Here is a 25,128-nt window from a genome sequence, read left to right on the forward strand (position 1 = left end):
TCTTTGACGCGCATCATGGCGCGGGGGGACTGAATGTGGCCTGATGGGTTCACCGCGCGAGCAGTCATTGCAAAGGAGATCGCGATGAAGATTCTCGTTGCCTACGCCACCAGCGAAGGACACACGCGCAAGATCGCCCGCCATGTTGCGGACCGGATCGCCGACGCGGGCAATGGGGTTGAATTGCTGCCGCTTGCCGATGCCAGTGAAGTTGACCTGGCACGCTTTGACAAGGTGATCACCGCAGCATCGGTTCACGCCGGGCATTATCAGAAATCGCTGGCCGCGTTTGCCGCCATGCACACAGCAGCCCTGAACGCCATGCCAACGCTCTTCCTGTCGGTGTCGCTGGCCGCCAATGGCCATGATGCCGAGGATTGGAAAGCGCTTGATCGGATGCTGGATGACCTGACCGAGGCCACCGGGTGGATACCGGGGCGGCTGGAACAGATTGCCGGGGCTTACATGCCGTCGCAATACAACGTCATCGAACGGTTTATCATGCGCCGGATCATTGCAGCAAAAAGCCCTGATGCCGATCTGGATGCCGACACGGACTATACCGATTGGCCCGCTCTGGATGCGATGATCGACAGCTGGCTGGCCACTTAGCACGCCACGTCACGGATCACAGTTTCGTCGCGGTGCCTTCCATCTCGGACGCGGGCATGTCTTACTTGCGTGCAACCACATGAAGGAGACGCGCGATGTCTGACAGCTATACCCCGCCCAAGGTCTGGACTTGGGAAGAAGAATCCGGCGGACGGTTCGCCAGCATCAACCGCCCAATTTCCGGCGCGACCCATGACAAGGATTTGCCGGTCGGCAAGCATCCGCACCAGCTTTATTCACTGGCTACCCCGAACGGGGTTAAGGTGACCGTTCTGTTCGAGGAGCTGCTGGCACTGGGGATTGAAGAGGCCGAATATGACGCCTGGCTGATCAACATCATGGAGGGCGATCAGTTTTCTTCGGGCTTTGTCGACGTCAACCCGAATTCGAAAATTCCGGCGCTGATGGATCACTCCACGCCCGAACCCACCCGCGTGTTCGAATCCGGCGCGATTCTTCTCTATCTTGCGGAAAAGTTCGACCGCTTCCTTGGCCCGAACCGGCCCGAGATGATCAGCTGGCTGATGTGGCAGATGGGCAGCGCGCCCTATCTGGGCGGGGGCTTTGGCCATTTCTATGCCTATGCGCCCGAGAAATGGGAATACCCGATCAACCGCTTTGCCATGGAAGTGAAACGGCAATTGGATGTGCTGGACCGGCAGCTGGCGGACAACCAATTCATCGTGGGCGAAGACTATACCATCGCCGATATGGCGATCTGGGCCTGGTACGGGCAGCTAGCCTTGGGCCGGCAATACGAGGCCGGGGAATTCCTGGACGTGGAAAGCTACAAGCACGTGCAGCGCTGGGCGCAGGAGATCGACGCCCGCCCCGCCGTCAAACGTGGCCGCATGGTCAACCGCGCAATGGGTGATCCGAAATACCAGTTGCGCAACCGTCATGATGCGGGTGATTTCGAAACCCAGACCTGGGACAAGATCGGCCCGAAAGAGGGCGAAGACAGCTAAAGCAAGGCGCGCGCGCAAGGGTACGAAGAACAAATGCTCTCCCGCCGCTTCAGGCGGTTTCGCGCAGCATCATGTCGGCGGCCTTTTCGGCGATCATGATTGTCGGCGCGTTGGTGTTGCCGCTGACGATGTTCGGCATCACACTGGCATCGACCACGCGCAACCCGCCCAGGCCACGAAAGCGCAGTTTTTCATCCAGCGGCGCGCCCTTATCCGTGCCCATTCGCACGGTGCAGGTGGGGTGAAAGATCGTCGTGCCAACTTCGCCCGCCGCCTGCATAACCTCTTCGTCGCTTTGATAGTCCGCCCCCGGCTTGATCTCTTCCGGCGCGTATTTCGCCATGGCCGACTGCCCCATGATCGCGCGGCTTTGCCGTATCGCGGCCACGGCCACGGCGCGATCACCTTCGGTAGAAAGATAGTTCGGCGCGATCCGCGGCGCTGCCTTGGGATCGGGTGCGGCAATCTCGACCGCGCCACGGCTTTCGGGACGCAGGTTGCAGACACTGGCCGTCAACCCGGGAAAATCATGCAGCGGCTGGCCGAAGGCCTCGAGCGTCAGCGGCTGCACGTGGTATTCCAGATCCGCCGTTTCCACCCGATCCGAGCTGCGTGAAAACGCGCCCAATTGGCTGGGTGACATCGACATTGGCCCCGAGCGGGTCAGGGCGTATTCCAGCCCGATCCTGGCCTTGCCCCAAAGCGAGTTTGCCAGGGTGTTGAGCGTCTTTGCCCCAGTCAGCCGCCAGGCACAGCGCAGTTGCAGATGGTCCTGCAGGTTGGCTCCGATCTGGGACTGTTCCTTGACCACCTCGATACCGTGGCGTTGCAACAATGCGCCCGGCCCCACGCCGGAGAGCTGCAAGATCTGCGGGCTGCCGATGGCCCCGGCGCTCAGCACGACCTCGCCATCGCAACGAGCGGTTTTGACCGAGCCGTTCTGCTCGTATTCGACGCCGACGACCCGGCCGTCTTCGATCAACAGCCGATTGGTGTGTGCCTTGGTTTCCACCCGTAGGGATTGGCCGGTGGCGGTGCGCAGAAACGCCTTGGCCGTGTTCATCCGCCAGCCGCCCCGTTGGTTGACACGGAAATATCCAACCCCTTCATTGTCGCCGGTGTTGAAATCACGCGTCTTGGGCAGGCCCCATTCCTTGGCCGCATCCAGCCAATCATCCAGCACATCCCAATGCAGGCGCTGGTTCTCGACCCGCCATTCACCACCTTCCCCGTGAAGGTCACTCGGCCCTTCGACATAGTCTTCCGAGCGTTTGAACATCGGCAGCACATCTTCCCAGCCCCAGCCGGTCAGACCCATCTGCCGCCAGCCGTCATAATCAGCGGCCTGTCCGCGCAGGTAGAGCATGCCGTTGATCGAGCTGCAGCCGCCAAGGATCTTGCCGCGCGGGTAAAGCAGGGACCGGCCATTGAGACCCGATTCCTCGGTTGTCTTGAACATCCAATCGGTGCGTGGGTTACCGATACAATAGAGATAGCCCACCGGGATATGCACCCAGTGGTAATTGTCACGTCCTCCGGCCTCGAGCACAAGCACCTTGCGCCCGGCATCGGCCAGGCGCTTGGCCATGACGCAGCCGGCGCTGCCCGCGCCGACGATGATGTGATCCCAATTCACCCGGTGGAGTCCTTTTTACAACTTGGCATGTGCGTCGGGCACAAAGGTTTGATCATCCATCGGCGGGCGGACATAGCCACGTTGCGGCGGGCGTTCCTCCAATACGGGCGGTTCGGGTGTCAGGTCCTCGTAGGGGATCATCGACAGGACGTGACTAATACAATTGATCCGCGCATGTTTCTTGATGTCGGAATTCACCACGTACCACGGTGCCTGCTTGATGTCGGTATGGGAAAACATCATGTCCTTGGCGATGGAGTAATCGACCCAGCGCTTGCGGCTTTCCAAGTCCATCGGTGACAATTTCCACTGTTTCGTCTGATCGGTCAGGCGGCGCTGAAACCGGCGTTCCTGCTCTTCGTCGCTAACCGAGAACCAATACTTCAACAGCTGAATACCCGAGCGCACCAGCATACGTTCGAACTCGGGGCAGCTACGCATGAATTCCTTATATTCCTCTTCGGTGCAGAACCCCATGACCCGTTCGACACCGGCGCGGTTGTACCAGGACCGGTCAAAGATCACGATCTCACCCGCGGCAGGCAGGTGTTGCACGTAGCGCTGGAAATACCATTGGGTCTTTTCCCGCTCGGTCGGCGCAGGCAGGGCCACAACCTGGCAAATCCGCGGGTTCATTGCTTCGGTGATGCGCTTGATCGTGCCGCCCTTGCCCGCTGCATCGCGGCCTTCAAACACCATGGCTACCTTGTGGCCGGTCGCCTTGACCCATTCCTGCAGTTTGACCAGTTCGATCTGAAGCCGCGCCAGTTCTTTTTCATAATCCGCATTTTTGATCTTCTTTTGTTTGCCACTTGTCATTGGGCAAGCCCCTCCGCGTTGTCACTTGTCATCACTTGAAATCTGCATGGCGAGCTTGGGCCGCATTGCAGGCAGGAGTCAAACAGACAAACCCATCTAGATCGCGGTCAAACAGCCGCGCCGCTCCCGGACTGGTGCGGGTTTCCGGCGCGGCATAGGCGGCGGGCGCACGCCGGTCAGGGCAATGGCTTCGGCAAAGCTGAGAACCGGGCGCGCGGTCTGTTGGTCGCTTGCCGCGGGAATCGCGGACAAATCCGCCCGATGGCGCGCAATGTCGCCGGGATACAGGCTTTCGCAAAGGGCACCTTCCGCCAAAAGAATTTGATGCCCAGGCAAAAGGAGGTGCACGTAAGTAATGCGCGGACAGGGTGCGAGGCGGATATCGACCCCGTTGACCAGTGCCTTGGCGGGCACCAGAACCTCTGCCGCGCCGAACAAAAGCTCGGCCCGGGCAGACGCAATCATCACCCTGTGTTGTTGCGACAGGCGCAGCGGCGCGACATTGCCCAGCGCCCCGGCTTCAAACAGGACCGGCGCATTGGCGCCGCGCCCGACAACATTGCGGCGCCCGGTCCAACGTATTTCCTGTACTCCGTTATCCAGAGTGCTTAAACGGTCGCCCGGCCACAACTCGCCCGCCGTTACCGCCCCGATTGCCGTGGAAATCCGGGTCTCGGAGGCAAAGCAGATATATTCGTGAGTGTAATTGGCGTCGGTGTCTTCGACATAGAATTGCGGTTCGGCAGCGGGATTGTAATTGTCTGCATACCATTGTTCGAGATCGAAACCGGGGGTCCAGATGATCTGAACCAGCTCACCGTTTTCGTCGATCCCTTCCAGCACGATGATACCGCCACCGCCCGGCGCCGTATCCGTGCGCACAACCACCGCATCCTCTATCGTGCCGCCGCCGTCAAACCCGCCCCAGGTGACATCATAGGTATCGCCAATCTCGAAATTGCGCGGATCTTCGTCACCCTCGTTCGCGGTGACGACCAGGTCCATGGTCGCGCTAGGGGCAGTGTCGAACTGCGCCTGACCAGGCGACACGTTGACATTCGCGCCGGTCGCGGCAGCGAACTTCTCGTCTTTGGCATGAAAAGATACGGGCATGGCGTGTCCTGGCGTCTCTGCCAACGCTAGGTCATGCCAATATGAATCCGGTTAAACCCGACAGGATTTTATCGCTGATTTACACTGATTTTTGTTAAACCGGCAGCGCGGTTGTCTTGAACACTGTACGCAAGGCAAAGCTGGATTGCATCTGCGCCACGCCTGGCAGGCGGGCCAGGTACTGGCGGTGGATACGGGCGAAGTCCTCGGTGTTTTCGGCCACGACCTTCAGAAGGTAATCCGCCGTGCCCGCCATCAAATGACATTCCAGCACATCCGGAATACGCGCCACTGCCTTCTCAAACGCATCCAGAACCGCATCGGCCTGCCCGCGCAGGGTGATCTCGACAAACACGGTGGTTGGCACACCCATCTTGCGTGCATCCAAAAGGGCAACGTAATCACGGATGAACCCGTCCTTTTCCAGCCGCTGCACCCGGCGGTGACAGGCGCTGGGCGAAAGGTTCACCGCCTCGCTAAGGTCAGCATTGGAAATACGACCCTTGCGCTGAACCACCGTGAGGATACGGCGATCTATTGTATCAAGCTCCATCGGCGCGCTTTCCTTCGACATTTTGCTCATAATATCGAAGATCCTTCGAATCTGTCCAGAGGAAGTGGGTAAGATTTCAACCAGCTTGCATGCAAACTGCGACAATCTGTCAGAAATGGCGATTGGGAGCGAGGAGAGACCCCATGAAAATCGGATGCCCAAAAGAGATCAAACCACAGGAATTCCGCGTTGGCTTGACGCCCAATGCCGCGCGCGAAGCGGTGGCCCATGGTCACGAGGTGATTGTCGAAAGCGGCGCCGGGATGGGCGCGGGCTTTGAAGACGCCGACTATATCGAGGCAGGGGCGCATATCCTCGACACCGCCGAGGAAATCTTTGCCATCACAGACATGATCGTGAAGGTGAAGGAACCCCAGGCGGTCGAGCGCAAAATGCTGCGCGAAGGTCAACTTCTGTTCACTTATCTGCACCTTGCCCCCGATCCCGATCAGACCAACGATCTGCTCGAGTCCGGCTGCACTGCGATTGCCTATGAAACCGTTACCGATGCCCGGGGTGGGTTGCCGCTGCTGGCGCCGATGTCCGAGGTCGCGGGCAAGCTGGCACCGCAGGTCGGCGCCTGGACCCTGCAAAAGGCCAATGGTGGCCGCGGCGTGTTGATGGGTGGTGTGCCCGGTGTACCGCCAGCCAAGGTGGTTGTCATCGGCGGCGGCGTCGTCGGCACACATGCGGCGCGTGTTGCTGCGGGCATGGGCGCGGATGTGACCGTGCTGGATATGAGCCTGCCGCGCCTGCGCTATCTGGATGACACCATGCGCGGCGAGTTCAAGACCTCTTATGCCTCGCAAGGCAACACCGCCGAGCTGGTTGAACAGGCCGACATGGTGGTTGGCGCGGTCCTGATCCCCGGTGCCGCCGCACCCAAGCTGATCAGCCGCGAACAACTGTCGACCATGAAACCCGGCGCGGCGCTGGTGGATGTGGCCATCGACCAGGGTGGCTGTTTCGAAACCTCGAAGGCGACCACCCATGCCGATCCAATTTATAATGTGGACGGGATCATGCATTACTGCGTCGCCAACATGCCGGGCGCTGTGGCGCGGACCTCGACCATCGCGCTGGGCAACGCCACCATGCCCTTCATGCTGGCGCTGGCCGACAAGGGCTGGAAACAGGCCTGCGCCGACGATCCGCACCTTCTGAACGGTCTCAATGTCCACGCCGGGCAACTGACCTATTATGCAGTAGGCAAGGCGCTGGGCATGGACGTGGTCTCGCCCCAGCTGATTATCAAATAAGCTCCTCCGAGGGCCATCCGGCCGTCGGACCCTGCGGCGCTCTTCCTCCCGAGAGCGCCGCTTTTTTGTTTGCTTTCCCTAGGGTTAACCGGCAACTTCCCGCCCATGCACATCCGCACGACTAGGCCGATGTGCAAGCCGGCGTTAGGCTGGTACCCATGCAAGACCAACATCCGCCCTATCCCACCTTTGCCCGCTCGGAACGGATTCTTGATGCCGCAATGCACATCCTTGGCATTGCCGGGGCGCTGACCGGAACCATATGGCTGATCATCTGGACCTGGGGCCATGTCAGCGGCGGTCAGAGCGTGGCCCTATCGGTTTACGGCGTGACCCTGATTGCCGGTTTCTTTGCCTCGGGCATCTATCACTTCACCCCGTGGGAGCACTGGCGGACGACCTTTCGCCGGTTCGATCACGCGGCGATCTACCTGAAGATCGCCGGCACCTATACGCCACTGGTGGTGATGATCGGATCGCTGTCGTCCTACCTCGTACTGGCGGCGATCTGGGGACTGGCGGCCTTCGGGATGATCAGCAAGCTGTTCTTCTGGCGCAACCCCAACAGTCAGGGCATCGCGCTTTACCTGATCATGGGCTGGCTGTCGGTACTGCTCGTCGGTTCCCTGTTCTCGGTGCTGCCCGGTGGCGCGCTGATCCTGATCGCGGTAGGTGGCGGGCTGTATACGCTGGGCGTGGTGTTTCATGTCTGGGAAAACCTGAAATTCTCGAACGCGATCTGGCACGGGTTTGTCCTGTCGGCTTCGGTCTGTTTCTTCATTGCCATCGCCATGGGGGCGCAGGCCAGCGGGTAGCACCGCACGGTCGAAGATTTTCCGGTTTTTAACAAGTGGCCTACTGTCGGGACAGACACCGACAGGAAAGGCGATTCGATGACCCGCAAACCCAACGTGATCCTAATCCTGGCCGATGACATGGGCTTTGCCGATCTAGGCTGTACCGGCTCGGAAATCCGTACGCCGAACATCGACCGGTTGGCCCAAAATGGTACCCTTTTGACCGCGATGTACAATTGCGCCCGCTGCTGCCCCACCCGGGCCTCGCTTCTGACCGGGCTCTATCCGCACAATGCCGGCATCGGCCATATGGGCGCCGATCTGGGCACACCCGCCTATCAGGGATTCCTGCGCAACGATGCCGCCACCATTGCCGAACATCTGCGCGCCAGCGGCTACCGCACCTGCATGAGCGGAAAATGGCATGTTGGCGGGGATTTCATGGCGCGCGAGGTTGACAGCTGGCGGGTGGGCGACGTGGACCACCCCACGCCCCGGCAGCGCGGTTTCGACCGTTTCTACGGCATCGTCGACGGGGTCACACATTTCTTTTCCCCGCATTACATGCTGGAAGATGACAACCGCGTCGAAACCTACCCAGATGATTTCTATTTCACCGATGCGATCACCGACAAGGCGATTGGCATGATCGAGGAATCGGTCGAAATGGAGCAGCCGTTCTTCCTCTACCTCGCCCATACGGCGCCCCATTGGCCGCTGCATGCCCATCCAGAGGATATTGCCCGCTATGATGGCGTTTACGACAAGGGCTGGGATGCGACCCGCACCGCCCGGCATGAGAGCATGAACGCCATGGATCTTTTTCAGGCCAACTGGCAGATCTCGCCTCGCGATGGCGATGTGCACCCATGGGAGGCCGAGGAGAACACCAACTGGGAGACCCGCAAGATGGCGACCTATGCCGCCATGGTGGATCGGATGGACCAATCCATCGGCACGCTGATCGAGGCCCTGAAGCGGCTGGAGCAATTCGAAGATACCCTGATCCTGTTCCTTAGCGACAATGGCGGCTGTGCCGAGTTCATGGCCGAGGATGGCTGGGCCAAGTTCTTTCCCGACAAATTGCATGACGGTCGAAGGGTCACCATGGGCAACCGGCCCGACGTGATGCCCGGCGATGCGCAGACCTATCAGAGCTATGACAAGCCCTGGGCCAACGTGTCGAACGCTCCGTTCCGCCTGTTCAAACATTACGTGCACGAGGGCGGTATCTCGACTCCGCTGGTGGCGCATTGGCCGCGCGGCTTTGCGCCGCAAGCCACGCGTCATGCTGCCACCCATGTGGTCGATATCCTGCCGACGATCCTCGAGGTGGCTGGGGCCGACTACCTGTCAGAGATTGGCGGCAACGCGGTGCAACCCTGCCAGGGAGAAAGCTTCCTGCCACTGTTGCGCGGACAGGATTGGAATCGCGAACAACCGATTTTTTTCGAACATGAAGGCAATGCCGCAATCCGCCTGGGACAGTTCAAGCTGGTCCGCCTGCATGGGCAGGACTGGGAGCTTTACGACATGGAAGCCGACCGAACCGAGCTCAACAACCTGATCAAGGGCGAGCCCAACCGGGTGCGCGATCTGATCCGGCAGTACGAGGATTGGGCCGCTAAAACCGGCGTTCTGGACTGGAACGTGGCCTTGCCGAGGCTGCTGGCGGCATGGGATATGGAAAACGCCGAAGGATGACAAATAAGTCGCGCGCGCAGCGACGGAAGCATGAACCAACCACGTATCAGGAGCATTGCAACCCTGAAGTGGATTACCGACATGCTGTCCCGCCTCTCGCCCTACTGGCTTTGGATTCTCTTTGCCCTGCCCGCCCTTGGCATCCTGAACGACGCCCTGACTTCAACCGACCCCAAGGCGCTGAAACACGCACTGCACCCGACCGGGGAATTTGCAGCGCGCTTCATGATCATTGCCATGATCGCCACGCCTTTGGGGATGATCTTAAAAGGTTGGCGCGGGCCGCGTTGGCTGAAAAAGAATCGCCGGTATTTCGGTGTCGCTGCTTTTGGCTATGCCGCGCTGCATCTGCTGTTCTACATGATGCACGAAGGCACGCTGTCCAAGATTCTGGCCGAGGTCACCCATTTCGACATCTGGACCGGCTGGCTGGCCTTCCTGATCTTCCTGCCGCTGGCAGCGACCTCGTTCGACGGCGCGGTCAAGGCCATGGGCCCCGGCTGGAAATCGTTGCAACGCTGGGTCTATGGTGCGGCCGTGCTGACCCTATTGCATTGGGCCGCCAAGGATGGTTGGGAAGGCATTGCGCCTGCGCTGGTGCATTTTACCCCGCTGGCGATCCTGGAAGGTTACCGCGTCTGGTACTGGTATTTGCGCCCGCACCCGGCACGCGCAACCTAGATCAGCCTAGAACAGAACCACCCACAACACGTGCAGGGCCATGTAGATCACGATCAACGACCCGATCGTATAGAACGTGGCCCGCACTTCATGACTCTGCTTGGTGGCGTAAGCAACGAAATGCGCCGCCCGCGCGGCGACAAAACCATACATCAGCACCTGCGCCAACCACACCGCCGGGTTAACGGCAACAAACAACAACCCTGCCACCCAGAACCCCGGAATGTTCTCAAGATCATTGCGATGCATCCGCCGCGACCGGTCGACATAATCGTTGACCTCAAGCTGTGACGGATCAGGCGCGGCGTTCAGCAGGCCCTTCTGCGCGTCCTCGGGGCTGGCGAGGCCCGAGTTGCTTTTCATCATTCGGTAAACCGTCATCCAACCCTGCCCCATGAGCTTGAGCACCATCAAGGCCGCGGCGATCACGTAGGTTGCGAAAACCGGGTTGTCCAAGGTGTACACGCGCATTCCTTTTCATAACGTCTTGAGGAGCAGACTAATGCGCATCCGGCTTTGATGGAAGTTTGGGATGACGTCGTCCACCCGCAGCCCCCCTTCCTTTTGCCAAAAATATCCCGGGGGGTCTGGGGGGCTGGCCCCCCAGCTCTGCCTGTGGTCTGCGCGGCTGGACCTCCAGCGTAAAACCCGGCAAACCCGGTTCAGTTTTGCGCCTGCCGCTCCATCATCATCATGTGCACCGCGTGCATCCCCTGATCGGACATGCGGGTGACCTCGTGGGCATGCAGATGCAGCGCCGCCACGACCTCTGGATCACTCGAGGTCTGGGTTACGACGATACCCTCATCGGTGATGTCCACATCGGTGGTCAGCGTCTCTCGCCGCTCGAACAGGATGTCCAGCGTCGGGCTTTGAATGATGATCTGCGGATCGTTGCCCATTTCCACTCGGTCGATCATGCCGACCACGTGGCTGATCAGCACCTCCATCAACTCAGGGTCCTTGGAAAAGGTCACGGCGCGGATGCCATCTGGCAGGTCTTCGACGCTGCGTTCAATGGCCTGGAAGTTGCGGAACATCACCGCCAGTTCTGCGCTTTCCTGCTTGGTGGCGTTCTTGCCACGCAGGCCCGGCATGTTGACCTCGTCATGCTGCATGTGGCCATGGCCGTGCATCTGGGTACCCTGCCCAGCCGTCTGGGCATGAGCCGCAGACCCAATTCCAACCAAAGCCACAACCATTGCTTTGGCGGTGCTCCTGATCTGGTCCATCATTCCGACCCTCCCTTTGGTCCATGTTGCGCTTGGACGGGCTAGCGCACAAGGCGCATAAATACCAAGTCACGTTCGCGTAGACACGAGGCCCACAACGCCGGAAGCTGTCGATTTCCAGGGATTGGTGTGTGGTGGCGTGAGGTGGACTTGAACCACCGACCCCAGCATTATGAGTGCTGTGCTCTAACCAGCTGAGCTATCACGCCGTTCACACGCAGAGGCATCTATCCGCGCCGCCCGGCACTGTCAAACAGAAATCGACAGGCCGAGGTCGTTGAGGCGCTTTATTCCCGGGCACAGCCCGTGCCATCGACATGAACATGCCCGTTGGGCCGATAGCGCGCCGCCAACTCGCGGGTCGTCAGTGACACGAGGCATTTGAACTCGTCATCGCGGTCGGCGTTGGGTGTCAGCAGAACCGTTGTCACGGCAAAGCCTGGTGCAAGGCGGCCTTCGGGCTCCACATCCTGCTCGGCCGGGGTCAGACCGATGGTGATGGTCCGGCGATACAGCCAGACCGATTCCCCGTCCCGCTCATACCATTTACCCACATCCATTCCCGGCTCGATGGTCAGGGCATAATCCGCCTTGATCGTCTTGGCGTGGGCCATGCCGGTACGCTTGAAGGCCTTGAGCAGCACCGGCACGAGGTACTCGCCGTACCCGCTGGCAAATTGCGAGCTTGTCAGGTGGATGACAAAACTGTTTTGCCGTGGAAACTCCGCCGATTGCTGCGCCGTGAGCGGCGGCGCCAGAAAGGCACAAAGCAGCAGGAATAGATAGCGGATCATGACACCATGCTCCCGCTAGTTGCGCAGGAACTTGACCGAGCACCAGCCCTGTGCGCCGGACTGGTGATAGACCCTGACCCAGGTTCCCTTGCGTTCCAGAATCTCCACCGATTCGCCGTTATACATGCGCCGGATGATCTGATAGCCGGTGCCGGGGCCAGTGCGCAGGTTCAGATAACCGTCACCGGGTGAATAAACGAACTTCATCGGTACGCCACCCTCGAAGGGCGCAAGGTACTTGTGAAAGGCCCAGCCGACCGCACCGGTTTCTTCATGCTGCACCCGGCTCCACTTCCCGGCGCGTTCCAGAACATCCACCATCGAGCCATGATACATCCGCCTTATGATGTCATATTGGCTTCCCGGCCCGGTGCGCAGGTTCAGGTAGCCATCCCCGGGGCTGTTGACGATGCGCATCTCGCCAGCCCAGGCCAGGCCGGCAGCGAATATCAACGCGACGAGGGAAAGAACGAACCGTTTCATGAAAATCTCCTGTCTTTATGGCGGGCAGTCTAGCACGGATCGCGGAAATGGCACTTTGCGGTAGTTCAAACCGGGGGCGGAATGTCCGCACGGGTCCATCACTGCGCGGGTTTGCCCGCCCGCAGCGCCTCGTAGGTGGCAGCGTAGCGAATGAAATCGAGCACTCTCAGGCGCAGCCTGCCCGTTTCACGCAAGTAGGTAGCCGACATGACGAAATCCGAAGTCAGCGGGGTGGCGTAGTAGATCAGAACCTCATCATCGTCAGCGATAAAAGCAACAGGCGCCAATCCGAGCAGGGCGCAGGGCTGGGTCGCGGTAGTCACCTCTGCCTGCGTCGGGATACCGGGCCCTGTTCATCTGCTCACCAGGATCGGACGGGGTGTCGGAGAGTGCCGGCATTGCCAGAAAAATCCCGTGGCAAGAGAGCAGCACGGCAGGCGGTCAGGGAGATATGCAAAGTATCACTATCCGACAGTTCTACTGGACTGTCCTTGATGGTGGCCAAACCGGACACGAAACCATTACCGGAACATGAAAAGGCCCGCCAGAAAGGCGGGCCTTTAAAATCCGTCTGGGAAAGACTGACTACTTCTTGGCCAGCGCGTCGCGGATCTCGGTCAGCAGATCCAGTTCGCTGGGACCCGCGGGGGCCTCTTCAACAGCGGCCTCCTCTTCCTTGGCGGCGGCTTCCTTGGCCTTGTTGACATAGCGCACCAGCATGAACACCACCCAGGCGATGATCAAGAAGTTGATCACGGCCATGATGAAGGCGCCATAGGCAAAGGCCGATGCCCCGGCTTCGCGGGCCGCTTCAAGCGATGAATAATCCGTGCCGTCGCCACCCAGAACAATGAACTTGTTGCTGAAATCAACGCCGCCCATGAACAGCCCGATGATCGGGTTGATCAAGTCGTCGACCATCGACTTGACGATCGCGGTAAAGGCCGCACCGATGATGATACCGACGGCCATGTCCATAACATTGCCCTTGGCAATGAAATCCTTGAACTCTTTGAGCATGTGTTTCCCCTGCTTTGCTGTCCCGGATGTGGCCAAGTCTTGCTTGCCTGTCCTCCACACCCACGCGAATGGTAACACGTTAATACACTTTTTTCCGCTGTCATTATGGGAATAGCGCGCTATTTTTCCCCAAAACGCTTGCAGGAGAACATGATGAGCTTTGTCACCAACCACCCGATCAATGCCCGCTGGCCCGCTCAGAACCCGGACATCCTGCAACTTTATTCTTTTCCCACCCCCAACGGAGTGAAGGCCTCAATCATGCTCGAGGAAACAGGCCTGGCCTATGAGGCGCACAAGGTGATGCTGTCGGATGATGAGGTCAAAAGCGTTGAATTCACGTCCCTCAACCCCAATGGCAAGATCCCGGCGATCATTGATCCCGACGGCCCGGGCGGCGCCCCTGTCGAGCTTTTTGAAAGCGGGGCAATCCTGATCTACCTGGCTGAAAAGACCGGCAAGCTTTTGTCGGTGGATCCTTTGACCCGCTACCAGACCATCCAATGGCTGATGTTTCAGATGGGCGGGATCGGCCCGATGTTCGGGCAGCTGGGGTTCTTCTACAAATTCGCCGGGGCCGAGATCGAAGACAAGCGCCCGGTCGAGCGTTATCTGGGTGAGACCCGGCGTCTTCTGGGCGTTCTTGATGGCGCGCTTGAAGGCAAGGACTGGGTCATGGGGGAGTTTTCGATTGCCGACATCGCCATTGCGCCCTGGGTCCGGGCGCTCGATTTCTACGAGGCGACGGACGCTGTAGGGTTCGACGATTTCGAGAATGTCGACGAGTATCTCGACCGCTTCCTCGAACGTCCGGCAGTGAAACGCGGTCTCAACATTCCCCCACGCGACTGATGCAGCAGGGTTAGCCGTCGAAGGTTGTGCGCCAAAGCGTAGCCGCCCGCGCGACAGCTTCCAAGTCCAGCTCGAAACCAAGGCCCGGCCCGGTAAGGACCGGAAGACTGCCATTGTTCAAGGCCAGGTCCGGGCCAGCCAGAATATCCCATTCCAGGAAATGGTTCATGTATTGGTTGGCATCGTCCAGATTGGGCAGAACCGCCCCCGCCTGATGCGCAGCACAAGTGGTGATCCCGGTCTCATAGAGCCCGTGAATACAGACATCGACACCTGTGGCTTCGGCAATCCGTCCAGCCTTGATGAAGCGGGTAAGCCCGCCGGTCTCGTGCACGCCCAGAACGATCAGGTCCGCAGCATCCGCCGCCAGCGTCGCGGCCACATCCTCGGGTGTGAAATTCACTTGGTCCGCGCCAATGGCAACCGGGCTGGACGCCCGCACTTGCGCCAACGCGGCAAGGCTGTCCGACGGGGTGGGTTGCTCGACCATCTCAACCCCCAAATCGGCCATGCGGTCAATCATCCGGCGCGCCCGTACCGGGGTCCATTTCTCGTTGGCGTCCACCCGCAGCCGTATTTCGGGCCCGATCGCCGCTCGCACGGCGGCCACCGTTTTCAGATCAAGCGCATCACCGCGCCCGACCTTAAGGTAAATCGTCGCGACCCCCTCCTGCACGAATGCCGTCGCCTCCGCCGCAACTTCTTCGGCGGTTTCGCCCATGGCAAAGCCGAAATACTGCAGCTTGTCATGCACGGCCCCGCCCAAAAGCTGATGCACCGGACGCCCGGCGGCTTTGCCCATTACATCCCAAAGCGCCATTTCCAGCCCGGCCAGAACCTGCCCGCCAAAACGCGGCGCACTGCATGTCCCCAAGGCCTGGAACAAGGCGTGATAGGCATTTGCCATCAGACGCGCGTTGTCGAACGGGTCCCGTCCGACGCACATCGCTCCTGCCTTGGCCAGAAACCCGGCCACCGCCAGGGCATCGGGTGAGGCGATGCTTTCACCATACCCGGTGATCCCAGCATCGGTTTCCACCGCGACCAGCAGGACCTCGGCCCCATGAATGATACCTTGGGCCCAGTAATAAGGCTTTTTATAGGGAACGAGCAGCGGAGTGATTTTGACGGCCGTGACTTTCATGACGCCAAGCGTGAGCCAGCGTTAGCGCCCGAGTCCAGCACTAAACCTTCCTGGCACTCAGATTTTGAAATCGCGGATGTGGTCTGGCATCTCGACACCGGGCAGGTTGCGCGGGTCAGGTTCAGGCGGCAAAACGCGGGTTTCCACCGGGATCACCCCGGCCCAGATCGGCAATTCATAGTCCTCGTCATCGTCCACAGGGCCACCGGCACTAACCTTGGCGCTGGCCTCGTTGATTTCCATGCCCAGCACAGTGGTGCCCTTGAGTTCCTGTGGATCGTTGGGCCGCAGAACATCCATACGTCCCGGCCACAATCCATTCACGAAGTTGTCGAGCCGCGCTTCCTTTTCGTCATCCAGTACCTTGAACGCAGTTCCAAACAGCATCGCCGCACGATAGTTGACCGAATGGTGAAAGCCGGAACGCGCCATGACAAAGCCATCCAGAATCGAAACGGTCAGGCAGACTTCGGCACCTGCACTTTTCTTCAACATCCGGCTGGCCGAAGACCCATGCCAATAGACATGGTTACCCTCACGCCAATGCAGCGTCGGTGTGGCATAGGGTTTTCCGTCAATCACATAGGCCACGTTGCACATGCAGGTCGCATCCAGAACCTTGTAAAGGCTCTCGGCGTCGTAAGAACCGCGCTCATGAGCACGGCGCAGGCGGGTTCTGTCGGTGGGGGCGGTCATCGCTCTTTCCTTCTTCACTTGTCTTGTTTTGGGTAGACCTCTATTGGACTGTATCAAATGGCCAATATCGAAAAACAATCCCAGTCCAGTTTTCAGACCGCACTCTATGCCCTGTCGCTCGAGCGCGAAGCCGCCGCACCCTTGCACGTACAGCTGGCCGATGCGCTGCGCCGGATGATCCTGACTGGGATTGCCCCGCCTGGCGCGCGGGTACCTGCGTCGCGTGCGCTTGCTGCCGAGCTGTCGATCAGCCGGATGACCGCGACCACTGCATTGGACCAGTTGACCGCCGAAGGATACCTTGAAACCCGGCAGGGCGCTGGCACCTATGTGGCGTCGAACCTGCCGCATATCTCGCCACCGTCGCGCGCACCGGCACCGGGTCCCGAGCCTGACGCGCCCACAGCACCCCTGCCCTTCCACCCTGCTATTCCCGACCTTGCAGCCTTTCCCCATGCCCTTTGGGCGCGGCACCTGGAACGCGCCTGGCGCAGGCCCGAGCCAGCGCTTCTAGCCCTGCCGGACCCGGCGGGGTACGCCGCTCTGCGCGATGCGATTGCCGCACACCTGTCAGCATGGCGTGGCCTGAATGTCAGCGCAGGACAGATCATCATCACCTCGGGCGCGACCCAGGCCATGGCGCTGGCCGCGCGCGCGCTGTTGGCACCCGGTGACAAGGTGCTGATGGAGGATCCGGGTTTTGCGCCGATGAAGGCGGCCATGCGCGACGCCGATCTGGTGCCTCGTCCTCATGCCATCGATACGGACGGGTTCGACATCGAAAGCGCCGCACGTGATTGCCCATCGGCCCGCGCCGTGCTGGTCACGCCATCACGGCACTATCCTCTCGGCATCACCCTGCCATTGCCGCGCCGGTTGGCGCTGATCGACTGGGCAGCCCGGAATGGCGCCTTCATCTTCGAAGATGATTACGACAGTGAATTCCGCTATGTCGGCCAGCCCTTGCCCGCGCTCTCGGCGCTCGACGGGTCGCATCGGACACTTTACATCGGTTCCTTCTCGAAACTGCTCAGTCCCGCCCTGCGGCTGGGATACCTCGTCGTTCCTGTATCGCTTTTGCCGCGGTTTGGCCCGGCACTCAGCCACCATCAGGGTGCCTCACTGGTGCCGCAACCCGCGCTTGCCAATTTCATGGAAACCGGTGAATTCGCCGCCCACCTGCGCAAGATGCGGCGGCTATACGCCAAGCGCCAAAAGACCCTGCTGAACGCGTTGGCGTATCATCTGCCGGACCACCTGACCGCAACTCCCGACCCGTCCGGCATGCATATCGTTGCCCGACCCGGCCCGGCATTGACGAAACCCGATACAGTGGTCGGCCAACAGGCGGAGCAAGTCGGCCTGACCCTGCGCCCGCTGTCACGCTACTTCTCGAAACACCCACAACAGGGGTTTGTTCTGGGATATGCGGGGTTTGACGAGCCAACGCTTGAGGCCGCCGTGAAAAAGCTCGCCGGCATCCTGTCTGCGTAGGGCGGATTTCAGCCCGCAACCGCGTTACCCCGGCAGCGAACCGGTCAGAACATACCGCAAGATCTCGACCACCTGGGACGGCTCGCGCGCCACGGCCAGTGCCGCCGCATCAACCTCTTTCAGCGCATGATCATGCTCGGGCATCTGCAACACGATCAGCGATTTGCCAAGCGCCGCGGCATAGCCCGCATCGAACGCCGCGTTCCACTGGCGGTACTTCTCGCCAAAGCGCACCACCACGACATCGGCCTCGGCGATCCCCTTGCGGGTACGGATCGCGTTCACCATCGCGCCCTTGTGGTCGTGCCAATACTTGTTGTCCTCGGACCCGAGGATCGCGACACCGCAATCGTCGGATGCGCCGTGATCCGTTACCGGCGCGTCAAAGCTCACATCCAGCCCCCTGGCGCCTTCGACGATCTGCTCGCGCCAATCGGTGTGAATCTCACCGCTCAGATAGACTTTCAATGTCATGTCCAATCTCCCTTTCAGATGTTTCGAACCATCAGGACCTTGTCCCCCTCGGTTCCGGATTTGCGCCAACCCAGACGCTGATACAGCGATACGTTCTGCGTCAGTCGCCGATGGGTGGCCAGCCTGATTTCTTTCACGCCATTTTCGCGCGCAAACAGAACTGCCGTGTCAATCAGAGCCGTGCCAATTCCCTTGCCGCCAGCGCTGGGACTAACCGCGACAAGAACCAGATGGGCCTGAGCCCCGTCGACCGACAAAACCAACCCGCCCTCGATCACACCGTTGTCTTCCGCCGCCCAGACTGCGTGATGACGAATATCATGTTCCACGCCATCACCGACTGGTGGTATCTTTAACCCTGCCTTCTGATAGGCAGCAAAAGCGGCCTCGAACACCGCACCCAAAGCCCTGCTATCGCAAAGCGCGGCGCGACGAATCGAGACCGTCATCGTATCACCCGCGCAGAACCCCGCCGGTGGCCTTGGCGACCTTTTCGACGATCTTGCCGGCAACCGCCTCGATATCGGCATCTTTCAAGGTCTCGCCATGGGGCTGCAACCGTACCGTGATGGCAAGGGATTTCTTACCCTCACCCAACGACCCGCCGATGAACTCGTCGAACACGCGGACATTTTCAATCAACGCTTTGTCGGCACCGGCCGCGGCGTTCACAAGTGTCAACGCCTCGACGCTTTCATCGACCACGAAGGCGAAATCGCGTTCCACCGCCTGCAGGTCGCTCACATCGAGCGCCGGGCGGGTGGCGTTCTTTTTGCGCGGCGCGGGCACCTCATCGGGCCAGATGGTGAAGGCCACGGCCGGGCCTTTCACGCCCATGGCTTTCAACACCTTCGGGTGCAGCTCGCCAAAGATGCCCAGCACCTTTTTCGGGCCCAGACAGATCTTGCCGTGCCGCCCTGGATGCCACCAGGCCGGACCGTCGCGCAGGATCTGCACCTTGGCGGGTGCGCCCACCGCCGACAGGATCGCCTCGGCATCGGCCTTGGCATCGAACAGATCGACGGCGCGGGATGCCCCGTGCACATCCTTCGATGCGGTGCGGCCTACCAACAGGCCGGTGACCTGCAAATGCTGCTCTTCCGGCTCGCCACCGTGAAAGGCCGGGCCAACCTCGAACAGGGCCAGGTCATTCATGCCGCGCGCCTGGTTGCGGCTGGCGGCTTGCAACAGGCCGGGCAGCAGGTCGGGGCGCATATGGCTCATTTCCGACGAAATCGGGTTTTCCAGCATCGTCGCGTCGTCGCCACCACCGAACAGCGCCGCACTGGCGGCGTCGATGAAGGAATAGGTCACGCATTCATTATAGCCGAGGCCCGCAGCCATGCGGCGCGCGGCCTGTTCGCGGCGTTGATGCAGCGACAGGATGGGTTTCGGCACGCCCGCCTGCACCCGCTTCATCGGAATGCCTTTGAGCTTGGTCAGGGACGCCACCCGCGCCACTTCTTCCACCAGATCGGCCTCGCCCTGAACATCGCGGCGCCAGCTCGGAACGTGCGCCATGTTACCGTCCATGCGGAAGCCCAGCGCGGTCAGGGTCTGGCGCTGTTCGGCCTCGGGGATATCCATCCCGACGAGGCTGATCACCCGCTTGGCGTCCAGCTTGTAGGCGCGGTCGGTGTTGGGAACCTCACCGGCAACAACCACGTTCGACGGCTCACCGCCACACAGCTCCATGATCATCTGGGTCGCCAGTTCGATCGCGGGCATGTTGAACGCGGGGTCGATGCCGCGTTCGTTGCGGTAGCGCGCATCGGAATTGATCTTCAGCGCACGTCCCGCATACGCGATCTGGATATGGTCCCAAACAGCGGCCTCAAGGAAGACATTGGTGGTTTCCTCGGTACAGCCGGTCGCCAGCCCGCCCATGATCCCGGCGATGCTTTCGATATTCTCATCATCCGAAATCACGATCTGACCTTCGCTGAACGTGTATTCCTTCTCGTCCAGCCCCACGAGGGTCTCGCCACCCTTGGCGCGGTGAATGCGCAGGTCGCCCTTGACCTTGTCGGCGTCAAACACGTGCAGCGGGCGGTTCATGTCGAAGGTGAAAAAGTTGGTGACATCAACCAGTTTCGAGATCGGGCGCAGGCCAATCGCCTTGAGCCGCTGTTGCAGCCATTCGGGGCTGGGGCCGTTCTGCACGTTCTTGATCAGACGACCGGCGAAGACATAGCAGCCGTCGCGGGTGTCCTCGTCGATGGTCACATTGATCGGGCTGTCGAACTGGCCTTCCACCTGCGCCGTCTTCTCGGGTTTCAACGTGCCCAGACCGCGCGCGGCCAGGTCGCGGGCAATGCCGCGCACGCCCAGCGCGTCCTGACGGTTCGGCGTGATGGCGATGTCGATCACCGGGTCGACCTTGTCCGGCGCGTTTTCGGTCAGCCAGTCAACGAAACTGTCACCCACCTCGCCCGAGGGCAGTTCGATGATGCCGTCATGCTCGTCTGACAGCTCCATTTCACGTTCCGACGCCATCATGCCGTGGCTTTCGACACCGCGGATCTTGCCGACCTTCAGGGTCAGGTCGATACCCGGCACATAATCGCCCGGCTTGGCGATCACCACGGTGATGCCTTCCCGCGCATTGGGCGCGCCACAGACGATCTGTTTCTCGCCTTCGTTGGTCTCCACCATGCACACGCGCAGCCGGTCGGCATCGGGGTGCTGCTCGGCCTTGGTGACCTTGGCCAGCGTAAAGCCCTTCAGCTTGTCGAGCGGGTTGATGATTTCCTCGACCTCGAGCCCAAGGTCGGTCAGCGCCTCGGCGATCTCGTCAACGCTGGCTTGCGTGTCGAGGTGATCTTTCAGCCAGGAGAGGGTGAATTTCATTGGTCTTGTCTTTCCTTTTCTTCCAGAGGGAAATCTGGAAGTGCTTTCGCTTCGAGGGCCAAATCGCGACGCATCTCTGAAATAAGCGCCCTTCGCTTCTTCCAGATTATGTCACCGCCCTCTTTTTCTAGTTCCTTTGAAGCGGACGTGCTTTCACCTCGAGTATGCAGCAGCGATTGCACAAAAAGCTTAGCTGCTTCGACGACAGGTTTTGGAGAAGTCAGAAGAACATGCTGGTAGATACGGAACACTTCAACTTTCAGCATGTTTCGTTCTGACTCGTCATACAGTTTGTCGTGGCCAAAGCGTGAGGTCGCGTCAATAAATTCGCAGTAGGTTTTCCTTCGCTCCAATAGTGCTTCGTGCCTTCTGTCTTCCGCTTTTTGAAGTTTGTAGACGACGACGCCAAAACCCACCGCAACAAATGGAGCAGCCAACTGCAACCAGTCCATCCAGCCAACGGTGGATTCTGTACTCACCTACTCAACCCCCCATGCAACGTCGGCACATCCAGGCTCGCAAACCCGTAATGCCGCAGCCAGCGCAGGTCTGAATCAAAGAACGCCCGCAGATCGGGGATGCCGTATTTCAGCATCGCGATGCGGTCGATGCCCATGCCGAAGGCAAAGCCCTGATAGACCTCCGGGTCGATCCCGCCGGCCTCGATCACCTTGGGGTGCACCATGCCGGAGCCGAGGATTTCCAGCCAGTCGTCGCCTTCGCCGACCTTCAACTGCCCACCTTCCCAGGAACAACGGATATCGACCTCGGCCGAGGGTTCCGTGAACGGGAAATGCGAGGCGCGGAAGCGCAGTTCGACATCGTCGACCTCAAAGAACGCCTTGACGAATTCCTCCAGCACCCATTTCAGGTTGGCCATCGAGATATCGGTATCCAGCGCCAGCCCCTCGACCTGATGGAACATCGGCGTGTGGGTCTGGTCATAGTCCGCCCTGTAAACCCGGCCCGGGCAGATCACCCGGATCGGCGCGCCCTGCAATTCCATCGAGCGGATCTGCACCGGCGAGGTGTGGGTGCGCAGCACATGCGGCGGGCGCTCGTCGCCCTCGGCCCTATGCATGTAGAACGTGTCCATCTCGGCCCGCGCCGGGTGGTGGCCGGGGATGTTGAGCGCGTCAAAGTTATGCCAGTCGGATTCAACCTGCGGACCTTCAGCCACGGCAAAACCCATGTCGGCAAAGATCGCGGTGACCTCTTCGGTGACTTGTGAAATCGGATGGATCGAGCCCTGACGCGCATCGCGCGCAGGCAGGGTCACATCGAGCCATTCCTCGCGCAGACGCGCATCCAGCGCCACGTCTTCCAGCGCCTCTTTCTTGGCGGCCAGGGCGCTGTTGATCTCGCCCTTCAGCGCATTCAGCTTCGGCCCCATGACCTGCCGCTCTTCCGGGGTCATCTTGCCCAGCTCGCGCATTTTCAAGCTGACTTCGCCCTTCTTGCCCACCGCCTGCACGCGCAGGTCTTCCAGGGCGTTTTCGTCCCCGGCTTCGGCAATCAGGCCAATATACTTGTCTCTCAGATCGTCCATCGGACCCTCCGGTAATTCGTTGCTGTCCTGCTAGCGAGCCGGGGGCACGATTGCAAGCGAATGGCAGGAAACCAAGGAACGCAAGGGAACAATTGCGGCATCCCTGCCCGCATGAGACAGTTCACAGGCGATTAAGGGGGGCAAATGACCGGTAATCCGCAAAAACCCTGGCTGGTTCTGGCCGGTCTTGCCGTCGGCGTTGGCGTGACCAACGGGTTTGCCCGGTTTGCCTATGGGCTGATGCTGCCGGCGATGAAGGCCGAGCTGGGCTGGAACTATGCCCAGGCCGGGTGGCTGAATACGGCCAATGCCGCCGGGTACGTCATCGGGGCGATCCTGACGATGATGCTGATCCGCACGGTGCGGCCGACGCATCTGTTTGCCTTTGGCCTGGTCACCACGACGATTGCCTTGCTGGCCACCGGGCTGGTGACCGCACTGTGGTGGCAAACCACCTGGCGGGCGCTGGCCGGGGTGTTTGCGGCGATGTCCTTTTCCACCGCCGGTGCGCTGGCGGCGCAACTGTTTCGTGATGATCCCCGCCGCAATGCGCTGGCAATTGCCATCCTGTTTGGCTGTGGCGGCGGGCTGGGCATCGTTCTGTCAGGTGCGGCGCTGCCGATCCTGCTGGGGGTTTTCGGGAATGCCGCGTGGCCCTGGGGCTGGGTTTTGATCGGCAGTACCAGCCTGGCGGTTCTGCCTTTGGGCCTGTGGACCGCAACGCAATTGCACACGCCGCGCGGCGCAGACATTCCGTCACCGCCACTGCCCCTGCGCCGGATGATCCCTGAACTGTGCGGTTATGCGGGGTTTGGGCTGGGCTATATCGTCTATCTCACCTTCCTGTCCGCGTGGATGACGGAACAGGCGGCAGGCCCGTATTTCATCGCCCTGATCTGGGTTCTTCTGGGGTCGTGCATCGTGGTGTCGCCCTACCTGTGGCGCCCAGTGCTGGCGCGGTTCGCCTCGGGCGTGCCGCTGACCTTGATTCTGGTGGGTATCGCGCTGGGATCGGCCCTGCCGGTGATCGTGCCCGGCAACGGGATGCTGATCGTGTCGGCCACAATATTCGGGCTTTGCGTGTTCATGCCCCCCGGCGCCATCACCAGTTTCTCGCGCCAGAACCTGCCGCCCGAAAGCTGGGGTTCTGCGATCAGCTTCTTCACCGTGGTCTTCGCCGTGGCCCAGACAATCGGGCCCTATGGCGCCGGGCTGATCGGGGATGCCTTTGGCAATATCGGGGTCAGCCTTCTGGCCGCTGCCGGCATCCTGATTCTGGGCGCGGTATTGGCACTGATGCAGCGGCCGCTGGAGCGTTAGGTCAGATTGCCCTTCAACTTCAGGAGCCCCACCAGCCCCTCATCGCGCAGCCGGAGCAGTTCGACATCCTCCATCCCGGCCAGCATCTCGTCCACGCCAGCAATCAGTTTCGCCGCCGTGCCCGCGTCCAACTCAGGTTCCCCCAGCTCGGCCCAGCGCGCCGCCTGGGTCGGGCCCAGATGCTCCATGTAATGGCGGAACCCGCCTGGCCCACCCCCCAGATGATAGGTGGCAAACGGCCCCATCAGGGCCCAGCGCAGGCCGGGGCCGTGCTTCACTGCCCGGTCAACATCTTCGACGCTGGCGATCCCCTCGGCCACCATGTGCACCGCCTCGCGGAAGAGCGCCGATCCAAGACGGTTGGCGACATGGCCCACCACATCGCGTTTCAGCTCGATTACCTCGCGGCCAAGGCTGGCATAGAACGCCCGCGCCGTATCCATCGCCGCAGCACTGGTCTTTTCCCCCGGAACCAGCTCGGCCAGGGGCATCAGGTGCGGCGGGTTAAAGGGATGACCCGCAAGGATGCGCTCGGGATGCAGGGCACCCTTGGCCATCTCGCTGACACGCAAGGACGAGGTAGACGTGGAAATCACCACTTCGGAGCCTGCGCCCATTTCGATCTGCGCAATGATCTGGCGCTTGATCTCCAGCCGGTCCGGCCCGCATTCCTGGATGAACCCGGCGCCCCGGCAGGCGGTTGCAATATCCGCCTCGAAATGCAGCCGGTGCAGCGGGACATCCCCCTCCGCCATCCCCAAACGCACCAGATCGGGCCAAGCCGCTTCGGTGGCCTGCCGCACCCGATCCTCGAACCCCTCGGCCACGTCCTGCAACGTGACATTCAGCCCGTGGGCCAACATCAAGGCAGCCCAGCTTTGACCGATCAGGCCCGCGCCGATGATTGTCACATTCCGCGTGTCACCCATGTTGCCCTCCAGTTTCCCGCAATGCGTGTCATCCAATGTGATCCTTTTGCCCTGAATTGTCGAACATGTTGGAGACAAACAAAAAATCCGCCATGCGTTGACAAGCCTACCGCACCGGTGGTCTCACTCTCCATAGCAAAAGGAGCGAC

The 25,128-nt window shown here is 60.6% G+C and carries 27 protein-coding genes and 1 tRNA gene; 9 read left to right on the forward strand and 19 right to left on the reverse strand.

From position 1 onward, the window contains the following. Nucleotides 1–84 precede the first annotated feature (84 nt). Entirely contained in the window at nucleotides 85–612 is a 528-nt protein-coding gene (locus RXV86_RS10270; protein WP_316299404.1) for a flavodoxin domain-containing protein, read from the forward strand. Nucleotides 613–707: 95 nt separating this feature from the next. After that, nucleotides 708–1,580 (forward strand): glutathione-dependent disulfide-bond oxidoreductase, encoded by an 873-nt coding sequence (gene yghU / locus RXV86_RS10275; protein WP_316299405.1) that lies wholly within the window; start codon nucleotides 708–710, stop codon nucleotides 1,578–1,580. A gap of 49 nt (nucleotides 1,581–1,629) precedes the next feature. Here the strand turns inward: yghU and RXV86_RS10280 are convergent, their stop codons facing one another. The 4 genes from RXV86_RS10280 to RXV86_RS10295 all read right to left on the reverse strand — a co-directional run bounded on the left by RXV86_RS10280 (nucleotide 1,630) and on the right by RXV86_RS10295 (nucleotide 5,701). After that, nucleotides 1,630–3,216 carry a GMC family oxidoreductase N-terminal domain-containing protein gene (locus RXV86_RS10280; RefSeq protein WP_316299406.1) on the reverse strand — a complete coding sequence of 529 codons (1,587 nt, stop codon included), beginning with the start codon at nucleotides 3,214–3,216 and terminating at the stop codon, nucleotides 1,630–1,632. A 15-nt stretch (nucleotides 3,217–3,231) separates the two neighbouring features. Next, nucleotides 3,232–4,035, reverse strand: coding sequence for a polyphosphate kinase 2 (ppk2, locus tag RXV86_RS10285; RefSeq protein WP_316299407.1), 804 nt, complete (start codon nucleotides 4,033–4,035; stop codon nucleotides 3,232–3,234). A gap of 96 nt (nucleotides 4,036–4,131) precedes the next feature. Continuing rightward, nucleotides 4,132–5,148, reverse strand: coding sequence for a Hint domain-containing protein (locus tag RXV86_RS10290; RefSeq protein WP_316299408.1), 1,017 nt, complete (start codon nucleotides 5,146–5,148; stop codon nucleotides 4,132–4,134). Between the two features lie 94 nt (nucleotides 5,149–5,242). Further along, nucleotides 5,243–5,701, reverse strand: coding sequence for an Lrp/AsnC family transcriptional regulator (locus RXV86_RS10295; protein WP_316300236.1), 459 nt, complete (start codon nucleotides 5,699–5,701; stop codon nucleotides 5,243–5,245). 143 nt (nucleotides 5,702–5,844) lie between these two features. Here RXV86_RS10295 and ald point away from each other — a divergent pair, with 143 nt between their 5' ends. The 4 genes from ald (at nucleotide 5,845) to RXV86_RS10315 (ending at nucleotide 10,142) form a co-directional block, all read left to right on the forward strand. Further along, a complete protein-coding gene (ald, locus tag RXV86_RS10300; protein WP_316299409.1) occupies nucleotides 5,845–6,960 on the forward strand; it encodes an alanine dehydrogenase in 1,116 nt (371 codons plus the stop codon). 158 nt (nucleotides 6,961–7,118) lie between these two features. Then, on the forward strand, nucleotides 7,119–7,775 hold the full coding sequence (locus RXV86_RS10305; protein WP_316299410.1) for a hemolysin III family protein: 657 nt from the start codon (nucleotides 7,119–7,121) through the stop codon (nucleotides 7,773–7,775). A 78-nt stretch (nucleotides 7,776–7,853) separates the two neighbouring features. After that, nucleotides 7,854–9,461, forward strand: coding sequence for an arylsulfatase (locus tag RXV86_RS10310; RefSeq protein WP_316299411.1), 1,608 nt, complete (start codon nucleotides 7,854–7,856; stop codon nucleotides 9,459–9,461). A gap of 30 nt (nucleotides 9,462–9,491) precedes the next feature. Further along, complete coding sequence (locus RXV86_RS10315; protein WP_316299412.1) at nucleotides 9,492–10,142, forward strand: ferric reductase-like transmembrane domain-containing protein; 651 nt, start codon at nucleotides 9,492–9,494, stop codon at nucleotides 10,140–10,142. Nucleotides 10,143–10,148: 6 nt separating this feature from the next. Here RXV86_RS10315 and RXV86_RS10320 read toward each other — a convergent pair whose 3' ends face one another. The 7 genes from RXV86_RS10320 to mscL form a co-directional block, all read right to left on the reverse strand. Beyond that, on the reverse strand, nucleotides 10,149–10,613 hold the full coding sequence (locus RXV86_RS10320) for an MAPEG family protein (RefSeq protein WP_316299413.1): 465 nt from the start codon (nucleotides 10,611–10,613) through the stop codon (nucleotides 10,149–10,151). Nucleotides 10,614–10,804: 191 nt separating this feature from the next. Then, the gene (locus RXV86_RS10325; protein ID WP_316299414.1) at nucleotides 10,805–11,377 is read right to left on the reverse strand and encodes a hypothetical protein; all 573 of its coding nucleotides are present in this window, start codon (nucleotides 11,375–11,377) and stop codon (nucleotides 10,805–10,807) included. Between the two features lie 129 nt (nucleotides 11,378–11,506). Further along, a tRNA-Met gene (locus RXV86_RS10330) sits at nucleotides 11,507–11,583 on the reverse strand. Between the two features lie 78 nt (nucleotides 11,584–11,661). After that, nucleotides 11,662–12,168, reverse strand: coding sequence for a hypothetical protein (locus RXV86_RS10335; RefSeq protein WP_316299415.1), 507 nt, complete (start codon nucleotides 12,166–12,168; stop codon nucleotides 11,662–11,664). Between the two features lie 15 nt (nucleotides 12,169–12,183). Then, nucleotides 12,184–12,651 carry an SH3 domain-containing protein gene (locus tag RXV86_RS10340; protein ID WP_316299416.1) on the reverse strand — a complete coding sequence of 156 codons (468 nt, stop codon included), beginning with the start codon at nucleotides 12,649–12,651 and terminating at the stop codon, nucleotides 12,184–12,186. A gap of 98 nt (nucleotides 12,652–12,749) precedes the next feature. After that, nucleotides 12,750–12,974, reverse strand: a complete 225-nt coding sequence (locus RXV86_RS10345) for a hypothetical protein (protein ID WP_316299417.1) — start codon at nucleotides 12,972–12,974, stop codon at nucleotides 12,750–12,752. A 262-nt stretch (nucleotides 12,975–13,236) separates the two neighbouring features. Beyond that, nucleotides 13,237–13,671 (reverse strand): large conductance mechanosensitive channel protein MscL, encoded by a 435-nt coding sequence (gene mscL / locus RXV86_RS10350; RefSeq protein WP_316299418.1) that lies wholly within the window; start codon nucleotides 13,669–13,671, stop codon nucleotides 13,237–13,239. 153 nt (nucleotides 13,672–13,824) lie between these two features. On the opposite strand from mscL, the gene RXV86_RS10355 reads away from it, so the two are divergent. Continuing rightward, nucleotides 13,825–14,523, forward strand: coding sequence for a glutathione binding-like protein (locus RXV86_RS10355; protein WP_316299419.1), 699 nt, complete (start codon nucleotides 13,825–13,827; stop codon nucleotides 14,521–14,523). A 10-nt stretch (nucleotides 14,524–14,533) separates the two neighbouring features. Here the strand turns inward: RXV86_RS10355 and RXV86_RS10360 are convergent, their stop codons facing one another. Both RXV86_RS10360 and RXV86_RS10365 read right to left on the reverse strand, forming a co-directional pair. Next, nucleotides 14,534–15,667: a mandelate racemase/muconate lactonizing enzyme family protein gene (locus tag RXV86_RS10360; protein WP_316299420.1), complete on the reverse strand. Its 1,134-nt coding sequence runs from the start codon at nucleotides 15,665–15,667 to the stop codon at nucleotides 14,534–14,536. A 57-nt stretch (nucleotides 15,668–15,724) separates the two neighbouring features. Next, the gene (locus RXV86_RS10365) at nucleotides 15,725–16,363 is read right to left on the reverse strand and encodes a pyridoxamine 5'-phosphate oxidase family protein (protein ID WP_316299421.1); all 639 of its coding nucleotides are present in this window, start codon (nucleotides 16,361–16,363) and stop codon (nucleotides 15,725–15,727) included. A gap of 57 nt (nucleotides 16,364–16,420) precedes the next feature. On the opposite strand from RXV86_RS10365, the gene RXV86_RS10370 reads away from it, so the two are divergent. Then, nucleotides 16,421–17,857, forward strand: coding sequence for a PLP-dependent aminotransferase family protein (locus RXV86_RS10370; protein WP_316299422.1), 1,437 nt, complete (start codon nucleotides 16,421–16,423; stop codon nucleotides 17,855–17,857). Between the two features lie 24 nt (nucleotides 17,858–17,881). Here RXV86_RS10370 and RXV86_RS10375 read toward each other — a convergent pair whose 3' ends face one another. From RXV86_RS10375 to pheS, 5 genes are read right to left on the reverse strand one after another with little or no spacing between them, the layout of a single operon-like run. Beyond that, nucleotides 17,882–18,331, reverse strand: a complete 450-nt coding sequence (locus tag RXV86_RS10375) for a YtoQ family protein (RefSeq protein WP_316299423.1) — start codon at nucleotides 18,329–18,331, stop codon at nucleotides 17,882–17,884. Nucleotides 18,332–18,345: 14 nt separating this feature from the next. Beyond that, entirely contained in the window at nucleotides 18,346–18,780 is a 435-nt protein-coding gene (locus tag RXV86_RS10380) for a GNAT family N-acetyltransferase (protein ID WP_316299424.1), read from the reverse strand. A 4-nt stretch (nucleotides 18,781–18,784) separates the two neighbouring features. Continuing rightward, nucleotides 18,785–21,181 carry a phenylalanine--tRNA ligase subunit beta gene (pheT, locus tag RXV86_RS10385; protein WP_316299425.1) on the reverse strand — a complete coding sequence of 799 codons (2,397 nt, stop codon included), beginning with the start codon at nucleotides 21,179–21,181 and terminating at the stop codon, nucleotides 18,785–18,787. After that, nucleotides 21,178–21,633, reverse strand: a complete 456-nt coding sequence (locus RXV86_RS10390; RefSeq protein WP_316299426.1) for a hypothetical protein — start codon at nucleotides 21,631–21,633, stop codon at nucleotides 21,178–21,180. The genes pheT and RXV86_RS10390 overlap by 4 nt, the downstream gene beginning before the upstream one ends. A 23-nt stretch (nucleotides 21,634–21,656) precedes the next feature. Next, nucleotides 21,657–22,730 carry a phenylalanine--tRNA ligase subunit alpha gene (gene pheS, locus RXV86_RS10395; protein ID WP_316299427.1) on the reverse strand — a complete coding sequence of 358 codons (1,074 nt, stop codon included), beginning with the start codon at nucleotides 22,728–22,730 and terminating at the stop codon, nucleotides 21,657–21,659. Nucleotides 22,731–22,874: 144 nt separating this feature from the next. Here pheS and RXV86_RS10400 point away from each other — a divergent pair, with 144 nt between their 5' ends. Further along, nucleotides 22,875–24,050, forward strand: coding sequence for a YbfB/YjiJ family MFS transporter (locus RXV86_RS10400; protein WP_316299428.1), 1,176 nt, complete (start codon nucleotides 22,875–22,877; stop codon nucleotides 24,048–24,050). Here RXV86_RS10400 and RXV86_RS10405 read toward each other — a convergent pair. After that, nucleotides 24,047–24,979 carry a 3-hydroxyacyl-CoA dehydrogenase NAD-binding domain-containing protein gene (locus tag RXV86_RS10405; protein WP_316299429.1) on the reverse strand — a complete coding sequence of 311 codons (933 nt, stop codon included), beginning with the start codon at nucleotides 24,977–24,979 and terminating at the stop codon, nucleotides 24,047–24,049. The two genes, RXV86_RS10400 and RXV86_RS10405, sit on opposite strands and share 4 nt — an antisense overlap. Nucleotides 24,980–25,128: the final 149 nt, after the last annotated feature.

Source organism: Aliisedimentitalea sp. MJ-SS2 (genome assembly GCF_032586155.1).
Taxonomy (GTDB): Bacteria; Pseudomonadota; Alphaproteobacteria; order Rhodobacterales; family Rhodobacteraceae; genus JAWHTC01.

Excerpts from the sequence above, each read along its gene's own strand:
- RXV86_RS10270 (WP_316299404.1), top strand. The coding sequence starts at position 85 with ATGAAGATTCTCGTTGCCTACGCCACCAGCGAAGGACACACGCGCAAG.
- yghU (WP_316299405.1), top strand. The coding sequence starts at position 708 with ATGTCTGACAGCTATACCCCGCCCAAGGTCTGGACTTGGGAAGAAGAA.
- ppk2 (WP_316299407.1), bottom strand. The coding sequence starts at position 4,035 with ATGACAAGTGGCAAACAAAAGAAGATCAAAAATGCGGATTATGAAAAA.
- RXV86_RS10290 (WP_316299408.1), bottom strand. The coding sequence starts at position 5,148 with ATGCCCGTATCTTTTCATGCCAAAGACGAGAAGTTCGCTGCCGCGACC.
- RXV86_RS10295 (WP_316300236.1), bottom strand. The coding sequence starts at position 5,701 with ATGGAGCTTGATACAATAGATCGCCGTATCCTCACGGTGGTTCAGCGC.
- ald (WP_316299409.1), top strand. The coding sequence starts at position 5,845 with ATGAAAATCGGATGCCCAAAAGAGATCAAACCACAGGAATTCCGCGTT.
- RXV86_RS10305 (WP_316299410.1), top strand. The coding sequence starts at position 7,119 with ATGCAAGACCAACATCCGCCCTATCCCACCTTTGCCCGCTCGGAACGG.
- RXV86_RS10310 (WP_316299411.1), top strand. The coding sequence starts at position 7,854 with ATGACCCGCAAACCCAACGTGATCCTAATCCTGGCCGATGACATGGGC.
- RXV86_RS10315 (WP_316299412.1), top strand. The coding sequence starts at position 9,492 with ATGAACCAACCACGTATCAGGAGCATTGCAACCCTGAAGTGGATTACC.
- RXV86_RS10320 (WP_316299413.1), bottom strand. The coding sequence starts at position 10,613 with ATGCGCGTGTACACCTTGGACAACCCGGTTTTCGCAACCTACGTGATC.
- RXV86_RS10325 (WP_316299414.1), bottom strand. The coding sequence starts at position 11,377 with ATGATGGACCAGATCAGGAGCACCGCCAAAGCAATGGTTGTGGCTTTG.
- RXV86_RS10335 (WP_316299415.1), bottom strand. The coding sequence starts at position 12,168 with ATGATCCGCTATCTATTCCTGCTGCTTTGTGCCTTTCTGGCGCCGCCG.
- RXV86_RS10340 (WP_316299416.1), bottom strand. The coding sequence starts at position 12,651 with ATGAAACGGTTCGTTCTTTCCCTCGTCGCGTTGATATTCGCTGCCGGC.
- mscL (WP_316299418.1), bottom strand. The coding sequence starts at position 13,671 with ATGCTCAAAGAGTTCAAGGATTTCATTGCCAAGGGCAATGTTATGGAC.
- RXV86_RS10355 (WP_316299419.1), top strand. The coding sequence starts at position 13,825 with ATGAGCTTTGTCACCAACCACCCGATCAATGCCCGCTGGCCCGCTCAG.
- RXV86_RS10360 (WP_316299420.1), bottom strand. The coding sequence starts at position 15,667 with ATGAAAGTCACGGCCGTCAAAATCACTCCGCTGCTCGTTCCCTATAAA.
- RXV86_RS10365 (WP_316299421.1), bottom strand. The coding sequence starts at position 16,363 with ATGACCGCCCCCACCGACAGAACCCGCCTGCGCCGTGCTCATGAGCGC.
- RXV86_RS10370 (WP_316299422.1), top strand. The coding sequence starts at position 16,421 with ATGGCCAATATCGAAAAACAATCCCAGTCCAGTTTTCAGACCGCACTC.
- RXV86_RS10375 (WP_316299423.1), bottom strand. The coding sequence starts at position 18,331 with ATGACATTGAAAGTCTATCTGAGCGGTGAGATTCACACCGATTGGCGC.
- RXV86_RS10380 (WP_316299424.1), bottom strand. The coding sequence starts at position 18,780 with ATGACGGTCTCGATTCGTCGCGCCGCGCTTTGCGATAGCAGGGCTTTG.
- pheT (WP_316299425.1), bottom strand. The coding sequence starts at position 21,181 with ATGAAATTCACCCTCTCCTGGCTGAAAGATCACCTCGACACGCAAGCC.
- RXV86_RS10390 (WP_316299426.1), bottom strand. The coding sequence starts at position 21,633 with ATGGACTGGTTGCAGTTGGCTGCTCCATTTGTTGCGGTGGGTTTTGGC.
- pheS (WP_316299427.1), bottom strand. The coding sequence starts at position 22,730 with ATGGACGATCTGAGAGACAAGTATATTGGCCTGATTGCCGAAGCCGGG.
- RXV86_RS10400 (WP_316299428.1), top strand. The coding sequence starts at position 22,875 with ATGACCGGTAATCCGCAAAAACCCTGGCTGGTTCTGGCCGGTCTTGCC.
- RXV86_RS10405 (WP_316299429.1), bottom strand. The coding sequence starts at position 24,979 with ATGGGTGACACGCGGAATGTGACAATCATCGGCGCGGGCCTGATCGGT.